This is a genomic window from Campylobacter vicugnae (assembly GCF_002139875.1).
GTDB classification, from domain to species: Bacteria; Campylobacterota; Campylobacteria; order Campylobacterales; family Campylobacteraceae; genus Campylobacter; species Campylobacter vicugnae.
The window spans coordinates 187,814-206,030 of sequence record NZ_CP018793.1 but is presented as its reverse complement, the minus strand read 5'-3'; the positions used below and the strand labels follow the sequence as shown (position 1 = coordinate 206,030).

Below are 18,217 nucleotides of genomic sequence, written 5' to 3'. Positions count from 1 at the left end.
ATCCTTTAAATTGGGTGCTATTATATCTAAATTGACCCCTTAAAATGCTCCATCTACTGCAGCGCAAATAGTGTGAATTATTAAGATATGCATCTCTTGAATTCTAGCCGTATCATTAGAAGGCACAACTACGTTTATATCGCATAACTCATTCATTGCTCCACCATCTCTGCCGCTTAATCCTATGGTTTTAATACCCTTTTGTTTTGCAATCTCAAATGCTTTTAATACATTTTTACTATTACCGCTTGTGCTTATACCTATTAGTAAATCTCCGCTATTTCCTACACCACTAAGCTGTCTTGCAAATACCTCATCATATCCATAGTCATTGCCAATTGCAGTAAGCGCTGAAGTATCAGTAGTCAATGCAATAGCTGGAAGAGAGATTCTCTCACTCTTATATCTACCGGTTAGCTCAGCAGCAAAGTGTTGCGCATCAGCTGCACTTCCTCCATTGCCGCAAATTAAGATTTTATTACCGTTTTTTAGCGTTGCTACTACTGTATTTGCTACACTCATCACCGTTTCATCTATGGACAAAACTCTATTTGCTACCTCTAGATGCGCTTTTAATTCATCTGTAAATATACTCATTTTAGCCTCTTATCTTTTGATTTTTTCTATTATTTTTGTGGTGCTTTTGCCCTCAATAAACTCTATTAACTCAACTCTTTTAGCAAATTCACTACCTACGACCTCTTTGCCTTTGTAGTCTGCACCTTTTACTAATATATCAGGTTTAATTGCTTTGATTAACTCATGTGGAGTTAGCTCATCAAATATCACGACAAAATCGACAAACTCCATCGCACACAACATCGCAGCCCTATCATATTGCACATTTACTGGCCTATCTTTGCCTTTTAACTCTCTTACTGAGTTATCTGAATTTAACCCTACTACTAATATATCGCCAAGCATTTTAGCCTTTTGTAAGTAGCTAATATGACCAATATGCATAATATCAAAGCAACCATTGGTAAAAACTAAAGTTTTGCCACTTCTATCAACCTTTAAAAGCTCATCAAGCTTGACAATTTTACGCTCAAAACCAATTTTTTTACTCTTTAGATTCTCTATTTCGCCCCAGCTTGCATCTGCACTTCCTACCTTACCTACAACTACTGCTGCGGCTAAATTTGCATTATCTATCGCCTCTTCTATACTCATCTTGCTAGCTAAGCAATAACCCAAAGTAGCTAGTACGCTATCACCAGCACCAGTTACATCAAAAACCTCTTTAGCAAGAGCTGGAAATTTCTTAACCTCATCACTTAAAAGCCCAATTCCATCTTCGCTAAGAGTGATTAAAGAGTACTCTAATTCATAGTTTAATTTCATAGTTTTTAATGCTAGCTCTAGACTCTCATCATTATCAATGCCAAAGCCTAACGCCTCGCTTGCCTCTTTTTTATTTGGGGTTAAAAGTGTCGCACCTTTATATTTACTATAATCCTTGCCCTTTGGATCTACTAATACCATCTTATGATTATTTTTAGCAATTGATATTATCTGCTTGGTTAAGTAATTACTCAATACTCCCTTGCCATAATCACTTAGCAAAACAATATCATAACCAGCTAAAATATCTGCAAATTTACTGACAATCTCATCAGCGCAATTTATATCACTTATACTCTCAGTATCTAGCCTAATTACTTGCTGATGTGATACCATTACACGGCTTTTTTGGCTTGATTTTCTGCCTGTTTCACTAATTACTAACTCAGCCTTAGCTCCACGAGCTTCTAAAAGCTCTAAAATCTCAACCCCTAGTTCATCATCGCCAACTACACTTACTACGCCTACTTCTGCACCAAGAGCGATTAAATTTGATACTACATTGCCACAGCCGCCAAGCCTTTTAGTTTCATTTTTGATATTTACTACTTGTACTGGAGCCTCTGGACTAATGCGATCACAACTACCCCAGATATAGTGATCAATCATTAAATCCCCAACTACTAAGACCTTAGCCATTATTTAAACTCACTATTATAAATTCTTTTTATTGCTGGTAGATAATCTTTTATAGCATCTTCTAAGCTCCATTTTGGTTTATATTTCAACCCTTTTATCGTAGGGGCGATATCAGCTTGAGTAAAGAATTGATACTGAGACGCAAATGGATTAGCAATATACTCATTACCTAAATTTACGCCGATCTCACGCTGTAAAATATCAGCGATATCTTGAAAACTTCTAGCATTGCCAGTGCCAACATTATATACTCCACTATCTCCATTTATAGCTAGTTCATTGGCTAAGATTATATCTTTTATATATATAAAATCTCTTTTTATCTTATCGCTACCTTCAAAAAGCCTTGGTGCTTTTCCACTTAAAATTTGAAGTCCAAACTGCAATACCATAGAGGCAGTTTTATTTTTATAAAACTCTCCATCTCCATATACATTAAAATATCTAAGTCCTACAATATGAAGTCCAGTTTTGGCATTAAATTCACGCCCCATCTCATCCATCATAAGCTTTGAAAATCCATACACATTGCCAGGATTTTCGCCTTTGCCTACACTTTGTGGGCTTGGTGCATCTCCATATGTAGCACCACTACTAGCATATATTAGCTTTGAGCCATTTTCATAAGCAATATCAAGAATATCTTTAAATGAATTTAAATTCACTCTCATTATCTCATCTTGTTCAGCCACAGTTGTATCAGATATAGCAGCTTCATGATATATCACATCAGGCTTAAACTCTCTCATCTTTTTAACAGTATCTCTATCGCATATATCTCCGCAATGAATTTGGCCTTTAAAGTCGATCAAATTTTTATAATGACCAAAACTTTTTAAATTTCCATTGCTAAAAGTCTCATTAGAGCGAAATTTATCCACTACTAAAACCTCATGTTTATCCATAAAATATTTAGCCAAATTTGATCCTATAAATCCAGCTCCACCAGTTATTAATATCTTCATTTTTGTCCTTTTATATGCTCTAAAACTTCTAATACGCTTTTAAATTCATCGCCGATTAAATAGCCACTTTCTACTCCAGCTCTTCGTGCTGCTTCTAAATCGCTTGGCTTATCTCCTATCATTAATGAATCTTTTAAACTAATATTAAATTCATCTAAAGCCTGCAATATCATTCCAGGCTTAGGCTTTCTACAATTACAATCATCGCTTGGAGTGTGAGGGCAGTGGTATATTTTTTTAATCTCAACACCATAAGATTTAAACTCATCAATCATATACTTGCTAAGCTTTGCAAAATCATCTTCACTATAATATCCCCTACCAATTCCAGATTGATTTGTAACTACAAAAATCTCATATCCAAGCGCCATAAATCCAGCCAAAGCCTCAAAAATTCCAGGCATAAACTCAAAATCTTCTATACGATAAACATAACCAGGGTCGTAATTTATCACCCCATCACGATCTAAAAATAGTGCTTTAATCTTTTCCATATGTTGATTTTATCTATTTTTTAGTTTAAATTCACTTAATATAACCCAAATTTAGTTTGCAAAATTTTAGAAATTTAATTGTAGAATTTAATCTAAAATTCAGAATATTGCCACTATAATACCAGTATAAAATTTTCCAAATAAGGATATAAAATGAAAAAAATAGTTCTATTAATCGCATTAGCCTGTGTAGGTGCATTTGCTGCTGATGGTGCTGCAATTTATAAAAAATGTGCAGTTTGCCACGGACAAAAAGCTGACAAAAAATATCTAAATAAAGTTCCAGTTCTAACTGAAATTGACCCAGCTCAAAGATTAGCTGATATGAAAGCTTACAAAGCTGGCGCTATCAATGGTGGTAAAGGTAAAATCAATATGGGTGCCATCATGAAAGGTCAAATGGCAACTCTAAGTGATGCTGATATGGCAGCAGTTAATGACTATATCTCTACACTTAAATAATTCTATCTAGCTAGCGTTTGCTAGCTAGGCTTTTGCTCTTATATCAATACGCTTTTATATTGTTTATTAATCTGGTGGCCTATATCCGCTATCTTTATTATTCTTTTTTATCAACTCTTTTTTGCGTTTTTCTAAATTTATAGCATCATTTAGTGCATCTTCACTATCAAATTTGGTACCATCTAAAAATTTTGAATAATCATCAAATTGCCTAGTTTTTACTCCCCACAAAAGCCCAAAAAGTGCAGCAGCACCAAGCAAAGTAGAGATCCCTAGCATTATAGCTATCACACCACCCATTTTTATCCTTTTAGTCTAATTTTTGTAGAGTTTAATACCACTATAATAGAGCTAAACGACATCGAGATTGCCGCAAATAGCGGGATAATAAACCCGGCCATAGCTAGTGGAATAGTAAGGGCATTGTATATCAAAGTAAAACCTAAATTTTGCTTAATGGTTTTAAATGTTAATCTTGAAAGATTAAGTGCTTTTACAAGTGAGTTTAAATTATCATCTAGCAACACTACATCGCTTCTTTCAACGCTAATTTGTGCTCCACTACCCATACAAATACCCACACTAGCCATACTTAGCGCAACTACATCATTAACCCCATCTCCTACCATTACTACTGGAGTTTTTTCATTTAATTCATTAATAATTTGCGACTTTTGTAATGGATCTTTACTAGCATAAAACTCACTAATTCCCAATTTTTTAGCAACTTTATTAGCGACTATTTCATTATCTCCAGTTAGCATCACTACCTTATATCCATTATTTTTAAGAGATTTTATCACGCTTATAGACTCATCTCTTAGCTCATCTTCAAGCTCAAATTTAGCCACAACTTCGCCATCTATAGCAAAATAATAATTAAGCCCACTAGCTTCAAACTCTCCAAATCCTAACTTACTCATAAATCGCGAACTACCACCATAAATAGTTAAATCGCCATATTTTGCACTCATTCCTAGACCGCTATGGTTTTTTATATCACTTAAATTTAGCTGTTTATTAACACTAAAATCTCTAATTGCTACACTTACTGGATGAGTAGAAGCAAGGGCTAAAGAGTATAGTAAATCTGGATTATACTCTTTTAGTTTTATTGCTTTAATTACACTTAGTTTTGATTTTGTTAGAGTACCAGTCTTATCAAACACAACGCAACTACACTTTGCTAAACTCTCAATTACCTTAGCCTCTTTAAAGATTATCCCGCCACGCATTGCGCTACTTAATGCTATTAAAGTAGCAACTGGTGTAGCAAGACTTAAAGCGCATGGACAAGCAATAATAATCACACTAATAGCTACTATAATTGCTGTGCTAATCTGTTCAGAATTAAACAGCCATACCCCAAATGTTCCAAGCCCTAAAAGCAAAATCGCTAAAGAGAACTTAGCTGAAATTTGATTGGCTAAAAGCTCTATATTTGGTTTTTTAAAGCTTGCTTTATTTAAAAGATCGATAATCTTACTAAGAACTGAACTTTTAAAAAGCTCAGTTGCTTCATACTCTACACTTCCATCTATGCACATAGCTCCACTTACAATCTTGCCACCAGAGCCAATTACTACTGGCAAACTCTCTCCAGTAATGCTACTTAAATCAAAGCTACCTGCTCCACTAACTACGCTACCATCAATCATTACACGCTCACCGCTACGCACCTTGATGATATCTCCTAATTTTACATCATTGACATCTTTTAACTCAAATTTATCATTAGATTTTACATAAATTTGATTTACTAAAAGAGAACCAAGCAGATCAAGAGTATCTATTGATTTTTTCTTGCTAATAACCTCAAGAAATTTACCAATAAATACAAAAGTAATAATCATAGCTACAGAGTCAAAATATACCTCGCCATTTCTACTAAGCATCGCATATACTGAATAAAAATATGCTATACTAGCCCCAGAAGCAATACTTAAATCCATATTAGCTTGGCGGTTTTTAATAGCATAATATGCCCCTTTAAAAAACTCACTACCAGTATAAAAAAGCACCGGAGAGGCCAAAATAAACTCCGCAAAATGCAAGATATCTTTTATATCCTTACTCATTCCACTAAAGTATCCACCATATAAAGCCACTGCCACCCACATAATATTCATCGTACAAAATATCCCTACAAGCATTTTAGCATAGAATTCACGACGCTTTTGACTTGCTCTTGCATCGGCTTTTTGTGGATCATATGGGATTGGAGTATAGCCAATAGAGCTAATTTTATGCAAAATTTGATCTAAGGTAATTATGCTATTATCCCATTTTATATGTGCTTTTTGACTGGCTGAGTTTAGCGATACTTCTATAATTCCATCACTTGAGATTAATACTTTTTCATTTAGCCATACACAAGCTGAGCAGTGAATTCCTTCTATAATCAGATAAATTTCACAAAATCCATCGCTATTTTTTACATAATTTTTATAAAATACTTCAGTATCAATTTTAGTTAAATTTGGCGCTTTGAAGTGCTTTTGATTGCCTAGTTTATCGTAGAATTCAGATAGATTATGAGAGTTTAAAAATCCATATACATTCATACATCCATTACAGCAAAACTCATGCCCACTCTCATCGCTTATAGCAGCACTTTGATCAAACTCGCCCTTACAGTGCAAACAGATAAAATTTCCCATATTAGCCCTAAATTTTTACAAGATTTTATAATAAATTTGCTTACATATCGCTCATAAACTTAAATTTAGCCTACAAAATCCATCTAATTTTTAAGCAAATTTAGGCTAAAATTAACCCTATACTTCCAAAAAGGGCAAAAATGCGTGGATATAAGATTTTTTCTGGGACAGCAAATGTAGAGTTTTCAAAAATGGTGGCTAAATATCTTGGAATTCCGCTTAGCGAAGCTAGTATAAAGAGATTTAGCGATGGAGAGATTAGCGTACAAATAGGCGAAAGTGTGCGGGGTAAAGATGTTTTTATCATTCAGCCAACCTGTGCTCCAGCCAATATAAATTTAATGGAGCTACTAATCCTAACTGATGCTCTAAAACGCTCAAGTGCAAGCTCTATAACAGCAGTGGTACCATACTTTGGCTATGCTAGACAAGATAGAAAAGCTGCTCCAAGAGTACCAATCACAGCTAAACTAGTAGCAAATATGATGCAAACAGCTGGTATAGATAGAGTAGTTACTATGGATCTTCACGCTGGACAAATTCAAGGATTTTTTGATATTCCAGTAGATAATCTATATGGAACTATTGTATTTTTAGACTATGTAAAGAGTAAAAATCTTAAAAATCCTATTGTGGCAAGCCCTGATGTAGGTGGCGTAGCACGCGCTAGAAGTCTAGCTAAAAGCCTAAATTTAGATATGGTAATAGTAGATAAACGCCGTGAAAAAGCAAATGAGAGCGAAGTGATGAATATCATAGGTGATGTAAATGGCAAAGATGTCATACTCATTGATGATATGATAGATACAGCTGGCACCATTGTCAAAGCAGCTGAAGTCTTCAAAAAAAATGGAGCCACAAGCGTAATGGCGTTTTGCACACACCCGGTTCTAAGCGGCCCAGCATATGAGAGAATCAACAGCGGAGCCTTAGATGAGCTAGTAACTACAGATACTATTCCATTAAAAGAGCAAAGTCCATATATTAAAGTTTTAAGCACTGCTCCATTATTTGGCGAGGTTATCCGTAGAGTATATCACGATGAAAGTGTAAATAGTCTGTTTTATTAAAAAATTTAAATTAGATTAAAATCATCTTTTATTATAGATTGTCATAACTTATTTTGGTATGACAATCTTAAATTTTTACTTTTTTACGGTGATTGGCTATAACTTTAGTAATTATATCGCCATCGATATCATATGCTTGCCCAAAACCAAAAACAGCCCTACCTTTGCCAAATTCAAGCTTAAAAATATGAAAATCAGCCATATTTTTAATCACGCTATACATCTCATCCATAGCCTCAAATTCGGCAAAAACCTGATCAAAAATTTGCGAGCTTTTAGGTAAATATACCGCATTGGCTCTATATTTTAGCCGTTTTCTAGCTAGTATATTTGCATTTTGCTCATCTTCTATAAACATAACTTCTATATTATTCGGATTTGTGCTTATTGAATCAAAATGCTCAGCTGACTTACTAATGCAGATAAAATTACCCAAATTACTTTGCAACAATGGCGTATTTGAACAGATTACTTGATTTTTGCTACTAAGACTTGCAATCATTATAGTTTCAAATTTAGCCTTAAATTGAGCTATCTTTTTTGCTACATTTTCCATCTTATTCCTATTTTTGTATATTGTAACTAATAAATTTTAATATCAAAATTTATAATTAACCCCAAGATATACTCCAGTATCAAGCTGTTTTAGATTAAGAGGCTCATTTTCTATTTTATATGTTGTTCCATTATGAGAGAAATCCAGATTTATCTCTTTGTTATTATATATAGTTTGCATAATTTTACCGCCTAACTCTATATCCCAATTACTATCAACCTCATAGATTACACCTAATTTAGCCCCATAACTAAATCCATCTAAGATATTTGGCACAGCATTTGCTACCTCTTTTATCAGGCTATTGCTCACATCTAACACACCCAAAGAGTAACCAGCAAATACCCCAGCCAATGCTCTTAAATTGCTATTAATTTGTGGAGTATAATCATAACCTAGTAAAAAATTATGGCTTGTAAATTTATAGTTTGATTTAGCCTTGCCTAGATCATATCCATTTATTTTGATATCATAACTTTCATCTCCTGTAAGCTTTGCATTATATTTATAAGCAAAGGAAAATCTATGATTATCATCATAAATATAACCAATTTTTGCAGACAATCCAAGATTATTATCTGAGATTACATCTGCATTACCTTCTTTGATATAGCTATGATTTATCCCGCTTCCAACTCCTATAAAATACCCGCTACTAGCATTAGCAACAACAAATCCCAGTGATAATAAAATTATATATTTTAAAATAAAACTACTCATAATTATCCTTTTATATAATATTTTTAAATTTAAATCATATCTGTAAAATAACCCTTACCTACTCCACTGGCAACAACACCATCGCAGCTTTAAGCTCAGGCATTATAGCCCATAATCTTTTTATATCAGCTATAAAGGTTTCATCTAATGTACATCTATTTATACCAACTCTTTGCCAAGGCTCTAGATTTGGATTTTCAAATGTACTTATACACTCTTTACCATTTAATACAAGTGATCTAATCTGTACTGCATCAGTATTCATTGGTATTAGCTGATATACAGTCTCAAACTTCTTATTATTTAAATCATCACTACAACTCTTTAGAGTAAATAGCCCACTCTCATCAATTGCTAAGCACATATCAATATTATTAGTTGATACAAACTGTATATACTCAAATTTAAGATTTCTAAAATTATCAATTGATTTTATACTACTTATTATACTTGGGTTAAATGCCTTTACCTCTCTTAAATTCCAATTAAATGTCTCATCTGACTTATTTAAATTTACTATAAGAGGTAAGCCAGTATCAAGTGATCTAAGACTTAGTGGTGGAGTAAACTCATCACTTAGCATAGATGCTTTTAATATAGGCCTAATATTCTCACTGCTTATATTAGGATTTCTATCAGGAGCTTTTAATTCATCTGGGGCTTTAATGCTATCTCCTACAAATCCTTTAGAATCATCTAGTTTTAAAAACATTCCATTACCATTAGTAAAAGAAGCGGTAACAAGGTTGCTATTATTAATACTATCTATATTTTTAGATGAACATCCACTAAGTATGGATATGGATATTAATATACTTAGTGGTAGTAATAAAAAGTTTGATATATGCTTTAGTACTCTTTTTATATTGTTGTTATTGCTATCTATTCTCAAGTTATATACTATATCATATATTAAATATATAGTAATTAACTATTTGATAATTTATATGGAGAAATTGTATCTTAGTAATACTTAAAATTAATTTAATTATATTATATATATTATTACTATATTTTTAATTGATCTACTTCTAAGCCCTAATATGCCTACAATATAGAGATTTTATAATCTTGAAAATTATTATCAAATTAATGAATTTAAATTTAATTTTGAGAGTTATTAAAAGAGATTTTTGGATATAAAGATATAAATTTAGCAAAAATCAATATCTATTTAATACTAAATTTATATCAGCGTTTTAAAGAATGGATGTATTACTTATCTCTTTTTACACTCTTTTTGAATATTTTTACATTTAAACCATAAGCTTAGATAGCCTAGTTTTAGTGGGCTCTTATCAGCTTCTATCATAGCCTCTCCAAGTTTGTATGTTAGACACTCTTTTTCTTTTAGGGCTTCTTTATAATCTGGATATGACTCTAGTGGTGGGAGCTTTAAGCTTGGATTAGCTTTAATTTTTTCATTATAGGCTATTTGTTCTTTTTTATGCATATCTTTTATATAGCTTAATATATAAGGCATTCTTATATATCCCCATATGCTTTTAGAATTTTCTATCATAGCTTTGCCAAGCTTATAGCTTAGTTGGTTGTGGATACGGGATTTGGCGGTATATATACTTTGTTGTTTTATATTTTCCTTACTTGTTAGTTGTAGAATTTTAATTTTCTTTTTTAATTCTTTATTTTCTTGGATTGCATTGCAATCATATCCTAGCTCTTTTTCTAAAATTTGTGCTTTGAGTTTTTTATTTATTAGATCTTGTTCTAAATTTGAAATCTCTAAAGATTGTTTTTTGATAGATATGGAGTTGATAGTATCTTTTAGATGTTTTAACTCCGTATTTGCTTTTGTTAATTCTTGGTTTTTTATATTTAGCTGTAAATTTGTTTTAGATAATTTATCTTGTTCTATTTTTAATTTAGCTTCCAATGAGCTATTATATCCATGAATAAAATCTCTTCTTTGTAAGAAAAAATCTCTATGCAATTTATAATCGATCATTATTATAAAGAGTTCTAAACACTTCTCTGGCTTAAACTCATCATGTGGATAATTAGTAAAATAAACTATATCACCCTCATTTATATATCTTATATCAATAACAGGCATTCTCACAAATGGATTAAATGCTGCAAAGCAATGCTTTTGTGGTAATGGAAAATTTTTCATACTACCTTTTGTGTATAAGTCTATATATCTTTGTATATTAAGAGGCGATGCAAACAAAATATCCATTCTAGTATATAAAATATAATCATATTTTATACTATTTTCTTTTTCATAGGATTCTCTTAGTCTATTTCCTCTTTTTTTAGATTCGCCCCCCGTGAGCACCTTCTTGTAAATGCTCTACTAAAAAACTTTTTGGACTATATATCTTTCTTATATTTTCTATATCATCTTGACTTAGTGGATGAATATCAAATAAATCCCTTCCATTATGCCAACTTCTATCACTGCTACTACTCATATCCCAAGTATGTATAAATATATCAACTTCCCAACCATCTTTTAAATTAGGTTCAACTATATGTTTAAAAAAGCTCTCATAAGTCTTTTTATATGTTCTCGTATGACCAAAAAATTGTATAGCTAATCTTTTTTGTGTCATAATTATCCTTTAATAAATTTTATATATTTTTGCAAATCATCTGGAGTGCCTATACCGTGCATATCATCAAAATTCATCAAAAAACAACCAATTTTTGCTCCATTTTTAATTGCATAATTATAGGCTGGAGCAGTATAAAATTCATTATTAACCCTATCATTTCTAGCAATCATATCTATAGCTGAATCTACAAATAAACTTCCTTTAGAAAATAGATAAATTCCAACTGTAGCAATATCAGATATAACCTCTTTTTCTTTTACTTCTACAATTAGCTCATTGTTCATTTTTACAAAAGACCATTTTGGGCTTTTTTCTTTATCTATAAAACATAAAATAGAACCGTCTAAATTACGATTTTTACAATCATTAATATAATCATTTATATCAATATCTATTATTTGATCTGAATTTGCTATCATTAATGGTATATCATTATCTATTAACTCTCTTGCATGCAGCACAGAACAAGCAGTCCCTTCGGTTAATGACTCTACGCTAACAAAGCTAACATTGTAGTCTTTAGATATCTGTTCGCAAAGTTTTTTTTCATTTTCTAAATAAGCCTTTTGCAATATAATAATATAATGTGCATTATCAACCTTTAAATTATCCAAAACTCTCATAATCATAGGCTTGCCTAGCACATCTATAAAAGGCTTTGGCTTGATATATCCTTCTTTGGCAAAACGGCTTCCAGCACCTGCTGCTGGTATTAAAATATTTATTTTACTCATCATTATTCTCCATATTTTCCTAGATATTTATCATTTTTAGCTGCTGGGATTTTTACTACTACATTTTGAGAATCTTCTAATGCTTCAAAATCTGTATCTTCAAACGGCTTTATAGTTATGATATCGCCCTCTTTATATATCACGCCATTCATTTTTACTTTCCCTTTAGTAATTACGGTAATTTCAGTAGCTACCTTATGATAATGTCTCTCTTCATAATCACCTTTTTTATAGGTTTTTACTCCAACTTCTACTTGATCTGTTTTTAATACATTTGGTTCAAAATCACCAATAAACCAACCACGAATCATATCATTTAAATTATCTATTTTCATTTTTTGCCTTTTTGTTTTTATATTGTTTTATTATGCGGCTAATTTCAAATAGCAGCCAATACCCCCCCCCACCGGTGATAAAGCCTTTATTATTGGCTTTTATCAAAGCTTCTCCAAGTTTATAACTTAGATGATTTTTACATTTTAAAGCTTCTTGATAATCAGGGTATGACTCTAATGGCGGAAGTTTTAAATTTGGGTTATCTTTTATAATTTTATTATAAGCAATTTGTTCAATATTGTGTTGTTTTTTAATAGAATATAAGGTATATGGCATTTTTAAATAGCCTAATATACTTTTAGAGTTTTCTATCATAGCTTGGCCTAGTTTATAAGAGAGCTGGTTTTGAATTTTTCTAATTGCGTTTTGACTTTTTAGTATTTTATTGCAATTTAATATATCAAAGAACAAAATATATTCTTTGTGTTTATGTTGTTGCAAGTTACTCAAATCATTTAGCAAAGCTTTTTTAATATTTGGTATTTTTGGATTATTAAATATATTTAAGTATTTTAAATTGTTTACATAATTTGATTTTAAACCTATAAATGATATGTAATTGCTTAGTATATGATGCGATAAATATCCTATTGATGCACAGCATATACCCTGTGGAAAATACTTAAAAAAAATTAAATGTTTATATTTATTTGCTTTTTCAAACGAAGATAAAAATTCCACCATCGCATATCTTTTACCATAAAACCAAGTATCACCAGCTAATCTATTAGAACCTTCATATACAATTTCATTATCTTGTAATTTTTTAATAAATTCTAAATCAAATTTTCTAAAATATTTTTTATCTGGTCTTAGTATTATAATATAATCATAATAAAAATTATTTCGTTTCTCATAATCTAACAACAATTTACAAACTTGCCAAAATCCGTAAAACATTTTAGCAGAATTAACAATTTCCAAATTTGATTGATACTTTCTAAAATATTCTTTTTCATTTGATAGTTTAACCGACTTAACGTTGGGCAATTGTTTAATTGTTTTCAATATATTGCCATTTATATAACAATCAACTTCTTTTTCTAATATGTCATATATACTAGGACAAATATTTTTAAAATTTAAATTATCGCCAATTAATTCTTTTGGAGCGTATTTAATAATATTTTCACTATACCAGTTCCTTATCCATCCACGTCCCAAACCACCTAAACCATACCAAATTTTATAACTATCCCATGAATGAATAAATACATCAACTTCTAATAATTTAAATTCTTTTATAATATTTTTTAAATTTTCTATAAAATCTTCACCCCTAAAAGCCCCACTTATACACAATGCAACTCTAGCCATTTGCCACCTCATACAAATAAGCCCTAAGAGCTGAAATTTTATTATCTTCATTCCACTCTATAATATCTACGCCTTCTAAATGTTTTTCATCTAAAATTAATATAAATTCTATAAAGCTAGTTTTATTATCAATATAGATATTTTTAGCGCTAAAATTTAAATTCGAAAAACTATTAAATATATTGCCAATTGCATTTAGACAATCACTTTTTCCATCGATATGTTTTACTACTGGGTCTTCTAAATAAAAATCATTAGATAACATATCGCCGATACCTTGTAAATCTTTTGCATTGAATTTATTTATATATTCTTGAGTTAATTTTTTAAGCATTTTTAATCCTTTCATACTCTCTGATTTTTTCCATACTATAAAATGTATGATAAAATTCCTTATCTACTTTATATATACCGATACTTTTATCCATTAAAATAAGCTCATTTAAGGTTGGAGCAATAAAAAATTTACCATTTAAATGCACATCTTTTTCTATCATTTTTTGAGCAGCCTGCACAAAATCCTTGCCCTGTCTATAATAATAAAATCCAGCAATTGCATTTTTACTAATTGGGTTTTTCTCTACTGCTTCTATTACATTTGAATCATTATCCAGTCTAACATATGCCCATCTAGGATGAATTGATTCAAATGTAATTACCCCCGCTTTATAATTATCAAAACTAGATACTACTTGATTTAAATTTATCTCAAAATATTGATCTGCATTTGCTATTATGAGTGGATTATCATTATCTATCCATTCTACAGCAAGTAATGCGCTACAAGCCATACCTTGAGTCTGTTCTTTAATAATTATAATTTTGCTATCTTTGCCGGCTAATACCTTAATTGCTTCATCTAAATGAAAATCCCTAACATCATCTTCTTTTAAAATAAAAATAAACTGCTTTTCTTGAAAAACTTGATAATTTTCAATAAGCATCTCTATCATAGTTTTACCACAAATTTCAGTAAATGGCTTTGGGAAAATTATCTCATCTTCTTTAAAAAAACTACTCTTTCCTGCTAATGGAATTACAATATTTATCATAGATTTTCCTTTTGAAATTTAGCAATATGCTCTTTAATATTTTCATAATTAACATCACTTACTTCTTTTACCACCATTACATTGGCTCCACTTGCTTTGGCTGCTTTAATACCATTTTCATTATCTTCTACAATTAGGCACTCTCTTGGATCCAAATCTAGCTTAGAGATTGCTTTTATATACATCTCTGGATCTGGCTTACCATGTTTTACATCTTCATTTGAGACATAAAATTCAAAATATGGATTAAGAGCAGCTTTTTGCATCATTACATCAATAGTATTAAAAATTGAATTTGAACAAACAGCCATTTTATACCCTTCTTTATGCAATCTAGATAGAGCATATTGATGGTAAAATCTAGGTTTGCAAGCACGATATACAATTTCCATAGTATATTGCTGTTTCATTTTATTAATAAAACTATGCAAACCTTTTGGTAAGTTTCTATCTATTGATAAAATTTCCAATTTCTTTTTTGTTGGCAATCCATCAAAAGTTGTTAAATGTTCAGCATAGCTAATCTCCATACCAAAGAGTTTTAAAGCTCTATTGAGTGCCTCATAATGCCAATCTTTTGCCTCTATTAGCACACCATCCATATCAAAAATAACTGCTTTTATCTTATGCATTAAAAAATCTCCTAGCTTCTTCTATTTTATCTGTACAAAGCATTAAATTTGCGTTTTTAAATTTACTTTCAATTTCTTTATACTCTTGCCACTCTTTTATGTAATCTCTTTTGTGTAAATCTGGAGAAACTATACAAATTTTTTTATTATTATTTAGATGTTCTTCTATGATTTGCGAATTTATCCAGTGAGTATAAAACTCATCTAGCCAGATACCTTTTGCCTCTTGGTAAAATGATGGAATTTGCTCATATTCACTTTGTCTAGTAAAAATATTTAATCCATGTCTAATATAACCTAAAGCATCAGGAACTGACATATCAAAAAAGAAATAATTATCTATTTTATATTTTTGCAATATTGATTTAAGCTCTACTTGCAAGCCATCAGCTTTGATATTTAAAGCTAAAGTAGAATTTGTATAGATATTATAATCAGAATATAGGGAGAAAAATTTATCTAAGCTTAAAGAATCTTGTGTAGCAATATCGTGGGAGATTACTAAAGAACCATTATAATCTCTAATATCAGTCTCTACCCCCCCCCTATAAGATTTAGATGCTAAATCTGAACAATATTGAAATTCTCTTTGAAATGCTATAAGTTGATTTTTTTCATCACTACTTTTCCACCAACCTCGATGAGAAATAATTTGCATTATACTTTCCTATTTAAATATTTGAATTATAGTATATCAAATTTAACATAAAATACAATAATTAATAGATATTTTACTATTTTTTCATATACTTCTCTTTTAGTCTGATAGCTTTAAATATAAATTTAACATATCCACCTTTATACCAATTTTTACTAGCTTCTATCATAGCTTCTCCAAGTTTGTATGTTAGACACTCTTTTTCTTTTAAGGCTTCTTTATAATCTGGATATGACTCTAGCGGTGGGAGCTTTAAGCTTGGATTAGCTTTTATTTTTTCATTATAGGCTATTTGTTCTTTTTTATGCATATCTTTCATATAGCTTAATACATATGGCATTCTTATATATCCCCATATGCTTTTAGAATTTTCTATCATAGCTTTGCCAAGCTTATAGCTTAGTTGGTTGTGGATACGGGATTTGGCGGTTTTATAAAGCAATAAATTCAAATTATTTTTTATAATTTTTATTTGTAAATCTTTATTGATTATTTCAAATTTTTGCGATTCATTTTTTAAACTATGAAAAAACAATTTACATTTTTTCAGTGTATCTTCATTCAAATTGCTATTAGATAAATCCTCTTGCAACTCTTTTGAAAAATCTGGAATAATATATTCGCTTATGTTTTTAAATGATTCTTTGGTAATTTTAGGCATTATGGCTTTAATACCTAATAATGAGCAATATTTAGCTGTTCCATCATGCGCCCCTATACGTGGAGCATTAGCAAAAAGTGGTAAATGTTTATTTTGTATTGATATCTCAAAAAGAGATAAATATAAATTCATAGTGTGATATTTGCCAACTAGTATATTGTCATCTAAGCCTATTGAACCATAATAAGCTCCTATTTCCATATCATTAATCTCTAAAATTGACTCTATATTATACTCAGATTTACATACAATATCAGGTCTTATTTTAATAATATAGTCATATTGTTTATTATGTGTTTTTTCGTATTCTTTTAATATTTGCAATAATCTTAAATTGCCATAATGCAATTTGCATACATTCCATTCTGGTTTGAGTTTATATTTATTTATAAAATCCAATTCATTTTCTATACTATAAGAAACTAAATTTTTTATTTTATTTAATTTTGAACGATCTAGTGATGTTGCATATTCTTTAGATAACTTATTGTATGTTAATGGGAAATATTTATTAAAATTTGACTTTGTTGCAACTTCTTGGGGGGCACTTTTGGCTAAACTAGAAGGAAGCATTCTATCTACCCATCTTACAGGAACTCCGCCAAGTCCAATCCATGAATACTCTTTATCCCATGTAAATAAAAATACATCTGCATTCAAACCAATTTCATCAATATTTTTATTAATAGTGTGTAGCCAATTTCCTCCTCTTAAAGCTCCACCGATTAACAAAGCTACTTTGGCATTTTGTTTAAATTTTTGATTGTTCAAAAAATATTTTTTATAATTTAATAATACTTTATTGTAATAATAATTTGAACCATCAACTAAATTATTTTTAAATTTATTTTGAAGAATATGCAATATTATATGTATATTGTTAAAATACATATTATTAAATATTTCAAAATAATCAATTGTAGTTTTTAGAAAATAGCTAATGGTTACAACATTATTGGAAGTTACTATATATTTATTGAGTAATTCCTGGCACTCTTTTAAATCAAGTTCTTCATATTTAATAAAATAATTTATATAAACACAAGCCAAAATATCCTTATTAATTTTTGAAAATAAATGATTATTAAAAATAGAATTATCAATATTTTTTATATCACATAACTCTTTTAATCCAACAAATGTAGAGATATATTCATCGTCTAATAAGTTTATAATATGCCTAATTTTATCTATTTGTCCGGTATTATATAAAAAATTTACATATTCAATCATCTTATTATTGTCGGTTACAATTTTATCTTGATATATCTTATCTATAATGTCAAAATTCCATGTATTCAACATATTAATAAATGGTATTTTAGGTATATTCATTAT

21 protein-coding genes are annotated in these 18,217 nt (G+C 30.2%); 2 read left to right on the top strand and 19 right to left on the bottom strand.

The window, feature by feature from the left end:
• Positions 1-39: 39 nt before the first annotated feature.
• Genes gmhA through gmhB form a run of 4 tightly spaced genes read right to left on the bottom strand, consistent with a single transcriptional unit; the run spans position 40 to position 3,442 of the window.
• Entirely contained in the window at positions 40-597 is a 558-nt protein-coding gene (gene gmhA / locus CVIC12175_RS01105) for a D-sedoheptulose 7-phosphate isomerase (protein WP_086257045.1), read from the bottom strand.
• A gap of 9 nt (positions 598-606) precedes the next feature.
• Positions 607-1,983: a D-glycero-beta-D-manno-heptose-7-phosphate kinase gene (gene rfaE1 / locus CVIC12175_RS01100; protein ID WP_086257043.1), complete on the bottom strand. Its 1,377-nt coding sequence runs from the start codon at positions 1,981-1,983 to the stop codon at positions 607-609.
• On the bottom strand, positions 1,983-2,948 hold the full coding sequence (rfaD, locus tag CVIC12175_RS01095) for an ADP-glyceromanno-heptose 6-epimerase (RefSeq protein WP_086257041.1): 966 nt from the start codon (positions 2,946-2,948) through the stop codon (positions 1,983-1,985). The genes rfaE1 and rfaD overlap by 1 nt, the downstream gene beginning before the upstream one ends.
• On the bottom strand, positions 2,945-3,442 hold the full coding sequence (gmhB, locus tag CVIC12175_RS01090) for a D-glycero-beta-D-manno-heptose 1,7-bisphosphate 7-phosphatase (RefSeq protein ID WP_086257040.1): 498 nt from the start codon (positions 3,440-3,442) through the stop codon (positions 2,945-2,947). Before gmhB ends, rfaD begins: the two co-directional genes overlap by 4 nt.
• Before the next feature lie 153 nt (positions 3,443-3,595).
• Here gmhB and CVIC12175_RS01085 point away from each other — a divergent pair, with 153 nt between their 5' ends.
• Positions 3,596-3,904 (top strand): c-type cytochrome, encoded by a 309-nt coding sequence (locus CVIC12175_RS01085; RefSeq protein ID WP_086302905.1) that lies wholly within the window; start codon positions 3,596-3,598, stop codon positions 3,902-3,904.
• Positions 3,905-3,970: 66 nt separating this feature from the next.
• Here the strand turns inward: CVIC12175_RS01085 and ccoS are convergent, their stop codons facing one another.
• Both ccoS and CVIC12175_RS01075 read right to left on the bottom strand, forming a co-directional pair.
• Positions 3,971-4,204 carry a cbb3-type cytochrome oxidase assembly protein CcoS gene (gene ccoS, locus CVIC12175_RS01080; RefSeq protein ID WP_086249417.1) on the bottom strand — a complete coding sequence of 78 codons (234 nt, stop codon included), beginning with the start codon at positions 4,202-4,204 and terminating at the stop codon, positions 3,971-3,973.
• 2 nt (positions 4,205-4,206) lie between these two features.
• A complete protein-coding gene (locus CVIC12175_RS01075) occupies positions 4,207-6,564 on the bottom strand; it encodes a heavy metal translocating P-type ATPase (RefSeq protein ID WP_086302907.1) in 2,358 nt (785 codons plus the stop codon).
• Between the two features lie 140 nt (positions 6,565-6,704).
• Here CVIC12175_RS01075 and CVIC12175_RS01070 point away from each other — a divergent pair, with 140 nt between their 5' ends.
• Entirely contained in the window at positions 6,705-7,634 is a 930-nt protein-coding gene (locus CVIC12175_RS01070) for a ribose-phosphate pyrophosphokinase (protein ID WP_086249415.1), read from the top strand.
• 67 nt (positions 7,635-7,701) lie between these two features.
• On the opposite strand, the gene CVIC12175_RS01065 is transcribed toward CVIC12175_RS01070, so the two are convergent.
• From CVIC12175_RS01065 to CVIC12175_RS08615, 13 genes are all read right to left on the bottom strand, one after another.
• Positions 7,702-8,190: a pyridoxamine 5'-phosphate oxidase family protein gene (locus tag CVIC12175_RS01065; protein ID WP_086249414.1), complete on the bottom strand. Its 489-nt coding sequence runs from the start codon at positions 8,188-8,190 to the stop codon at positions 7,702-7,704.
• 42 nt (positions 8,191-8,232) lie between these two features.
• A complete protein-coding gene (locus CVIC12175_RS01060; protein ID WP_086257037.1) occupies positions 8,233-8,910 on the bottom strand; it encodes a TonB-dependent receptor in 678 nt (225 codons plus the stop codon).
• A gap of 58 nt (positions 8,911-8,968) precedes the next feature.
• Positions 8,969-9,802, bottom strand: coding sequence for an RICIN domain-containing protein (locus tag CVIC12175_RS01055; RefSeq protein WP_152023628.1), 834 nt, complete (start codon positions 9,800-9,802; stop codon positions 8,969-8,971).
• Between the two features lie 327 nt (positions 9,803-10,129).
• The gene (locus CVIC12175_RS08510; RefSeq protein ID WP_086315795.1) at positions 10,130-11,044 is read right to left on the bottom strand and encodes a hypothetical protein; all 915 of its coding nucleotides are present in this window, start codon (positions 11,042-11,044) and stop codon (positions 10,130-10,132) included.
• Positions 11,045-11,186: 142 nt separating this feature from the next.
• Positions 11,187-11,486, bottom strand: a complete 300-nt coding sequence (locus CVIC12175_RS01045) for a hypothetical protein (RefSeq protein WP_086257436.1) — start codon at positions 11,484-11,486, stop codon at positions 11,187-11,189.
• 2 nt (positions 11,487-11,488) lie between these two features.
• Complete coding sequence (locus tag CVIC12175_RS01040; protein WP_086257441.1) at positions 11,489-12,214, bottom strand: glycosyltransferase family 2 protein; 726 nt, start codon at positions 12,212-12,214, stop codon at positions 11,489-11,491.
• A gap of 11 nt (positions 12,215-12,225) precedes the next feature.
• The gene (locus tag CVIC12175_RS01035; protein WP_086255084.1) at positions 12,226-12,558 is read right to left on the bottom strand and encodes a hypothetical protein; all 333 of its coding nucleotides are present in this window, start codon (positions 12,556-12,558) and stop codon (positions 12,226-12,228) included.
• Complete coding sequence (locus CVIC12175_RS01030; protein ID WP_086257437.1) at positions 12,545-13,876, bottom strand: hypothetical protein; 1,332 nt, start codon at positions 13,874-13,876, stop codon at positions 12,545-12,547. The genes CVIC12175_RS01035 and CVIC12175_RS01030 overlap by 14 nt, the downstream gene beginning before the upstream one ends.
• Positions 13,869-14,210, bottom strand: coding sequence for a nuclear transport factor 2 family protein (locus CVIC12175_RS01025; protein ID WP_086257438.1), 342 nt, complete (start codon positions 14,208-14,210; stop codon positions 13,869-13,871). The genes CVIC12175_RS01030 and CVIC12175_RS01025 overlap by 8 nt, the downstream gene beginning before the upstream one ends.
• Positions 14,203-14,928, bottom strand: coding sequence for a glycosyltransferase family 2 protein (locus CVIC12175_RS01020; protein WP_086256516.1), 726 nt, complete (start codon positions 14,926-14,928; stop codon positions 14,203-14,205). The genes CVIC12175_RS01025 and CVIC12175_RS01020 overlap by 8 nt, the downstream gene beginning before the upstream one ends.
• Complete coding sequence (locus CVIC12175_RS01015) at positions 14,925-15,560, bottom strand: HAD family hydrolase (RefSeq protein ID WP_086256515.1); 636 nt, start codon at positions 15,558-15,560, stop codon at positions 14,925-14,927. Before CVIC12175_RS01015 ends, CVIC12175_RS01020 begins: the two co-directional genes overlap by 4 nt.
• Positions 15,553-16,218 (bottom strand): PI-PLC domain-containing protein, encoded by a 666-nt coding sequence (locus CVIC12175_RS01010; protein ID WP_086315794.1) that lies wholly within the window; start codon positions 16,216-16,218, stop codon positions 15,553-15,555. Before CVIC12175_RS01010 ends, CVIC12175_RS01015 begins: the two co-directional genes overlap by 8 nt.
• 76 nt (positions 16,219-16,294) lie before the next feature.
• Complete coding sequence (locus CVIC12175_RS08615) at positions 16,295-18,214, bottom strand: hypothetical protein (protein ID WP_086315793.1); 1,920 nt, start codon at positions 18,212-18,214, stop codon at positions 16,295-16,297.
• Positions 18,215-18,217: the final 3 nt, after the last annotated feature.

Excerpts from the sequence above, each read along its gene's own strand:
- gmhA (WP_086257045.1), bottom strand. The coding sequence starts at position 597 with ATGAGTATATTTACAGATGAATTAAAAGCGCATCTAGAGGTAGCAAAT.
- rfaE1 (WP_086257043.1), bottom strand. The coding sequence starts at position 1,983 with ATGGCTAAGGTCTTAGTAGTTGGGGATTTAATGATTGATCACTATATC.
- rfaD (WP_086257041.1), bottom strand. The coding sequence starts at position 2,948 with ATGAAGATATTAATAACTGGTGGAGCTGGATTTATAGGATCAAATTTG.
- gmhB (WP_086257040.1), bottom strand. The coding sequence starts at position 3,442 with ATGGAAAAGATTAAAGCACTATTTTTAGATCGTGATGGGGTGATAAAT.
- CVIC12175_RS01085 (WP_086302905.1), top strand. The coding sequence starts at position 3,596 with ATGAAAAAAATAGTTCTATTAATCGCATTAGCCTGTGTAGGTGCATTT.
- ccoS (WP_086249417.1), bottom strand. The coding sequence starts at position 4,204 with ATGGGTGGTGTGATAGCTATAATGCTAGGGATCTCTACTTTGCTTGGT.
- CVIC12175_RS01075 (WP_086302907.1), bottom strand. The coding sequence starts at position 6,564 with ATGGGAAATTTTATCTGTTTGCACTGTAAGGGCGAGTTTGATCAAAGT.
- CVIC12175_RS01070 (WP_086249415.1), top strand. The coding sequence starts at position 6,705 with ATGCGTGGATATAAGATTTTTTCTGGGACAGCAAATGTAGAGTTTTCA.
- CVIC12175_RS01065 (WP_086249414.1), bottom strand. The coding sequence starts at position 8,190 with ATGGAAAATGTAGCAAAAAAGATAGCTCAATTTAAGGCTAAATTTGAA.
- CVIC12175_RS01060 (WP_086257037.1), bottom strand. The coding sequence starts at position 8,910 with ATGAGTAGTTTTATTTTAAAATATATAATTTTATTATCACTGGGATTT.
- CVIC12175_RS08510 (WP_086315795.1), bottom strand. The coding sequence starts at position 11,044 with ATGAAAAATTTTCCATTACCACAAAAGCATTGCTTTGCAGCATTTAAT.
- CVIC12175_RS01045 (WP_086257436.1), bottom strand. The coding sequence starts at position 11,486 with ATGACACAAAAAAGATTAGCTATACAATTTTTTGGTCATACGAGAACA.
- CVIC12175_RS01035 (WP_086255084.1), bottom strand. The coding sequence starts at position 12,558 with ATGAAAATAGATAATTTAAATGATATGATTCGTGGTTGGTTTATTGGT.
- CVIC12175_RS01030 (WP_086257437.1), bottom strand. The coding sequence starts at position 13,876 with ATGGCTAGAGTTGCATTGTGTATAAGTGGGGCTTTTAGGGGTGAAGAT.
- CVIC12175_RS01025 (WP_086257438.1), bottom strand. The coding sequence starts at position 14,210 with ATGCTTAAAAAATTAACTCAAGAATATATAAATAAATTCAATGCAAAA.
- CVIC12175_RS01020 (WP_086256516.1), bottom strand. The coding sequence starts at position 14,928 with ATGATAAATATTGTAATTCCATTAGCAGGAAAGAGTAGTTTTTTTAAA.
- CVIC12175_RS01015 (WP_086256515.1), bottom strand. The coding sequence starts at position 15,560 with ATGCATAAGATAAAAGCAGTTATTTTTGATATGGATGGTGTGCTAATA.
- CVIC12175_RS01010 (WP_086315794.1), bottom strand. The coding sequence starts at position 16,218 with ATGCAAATTATTTCTCATCGAGGTTGGTGGAAAAGTAGTGATGAAAAA.
- CVIC12175_RS08615 (WP_086315793.1), bottom strand. The coding sequence starts at position 18,214 with ATGAATATACCTAAAATACCATTTATTAATATGTTGAATACATGGAAT.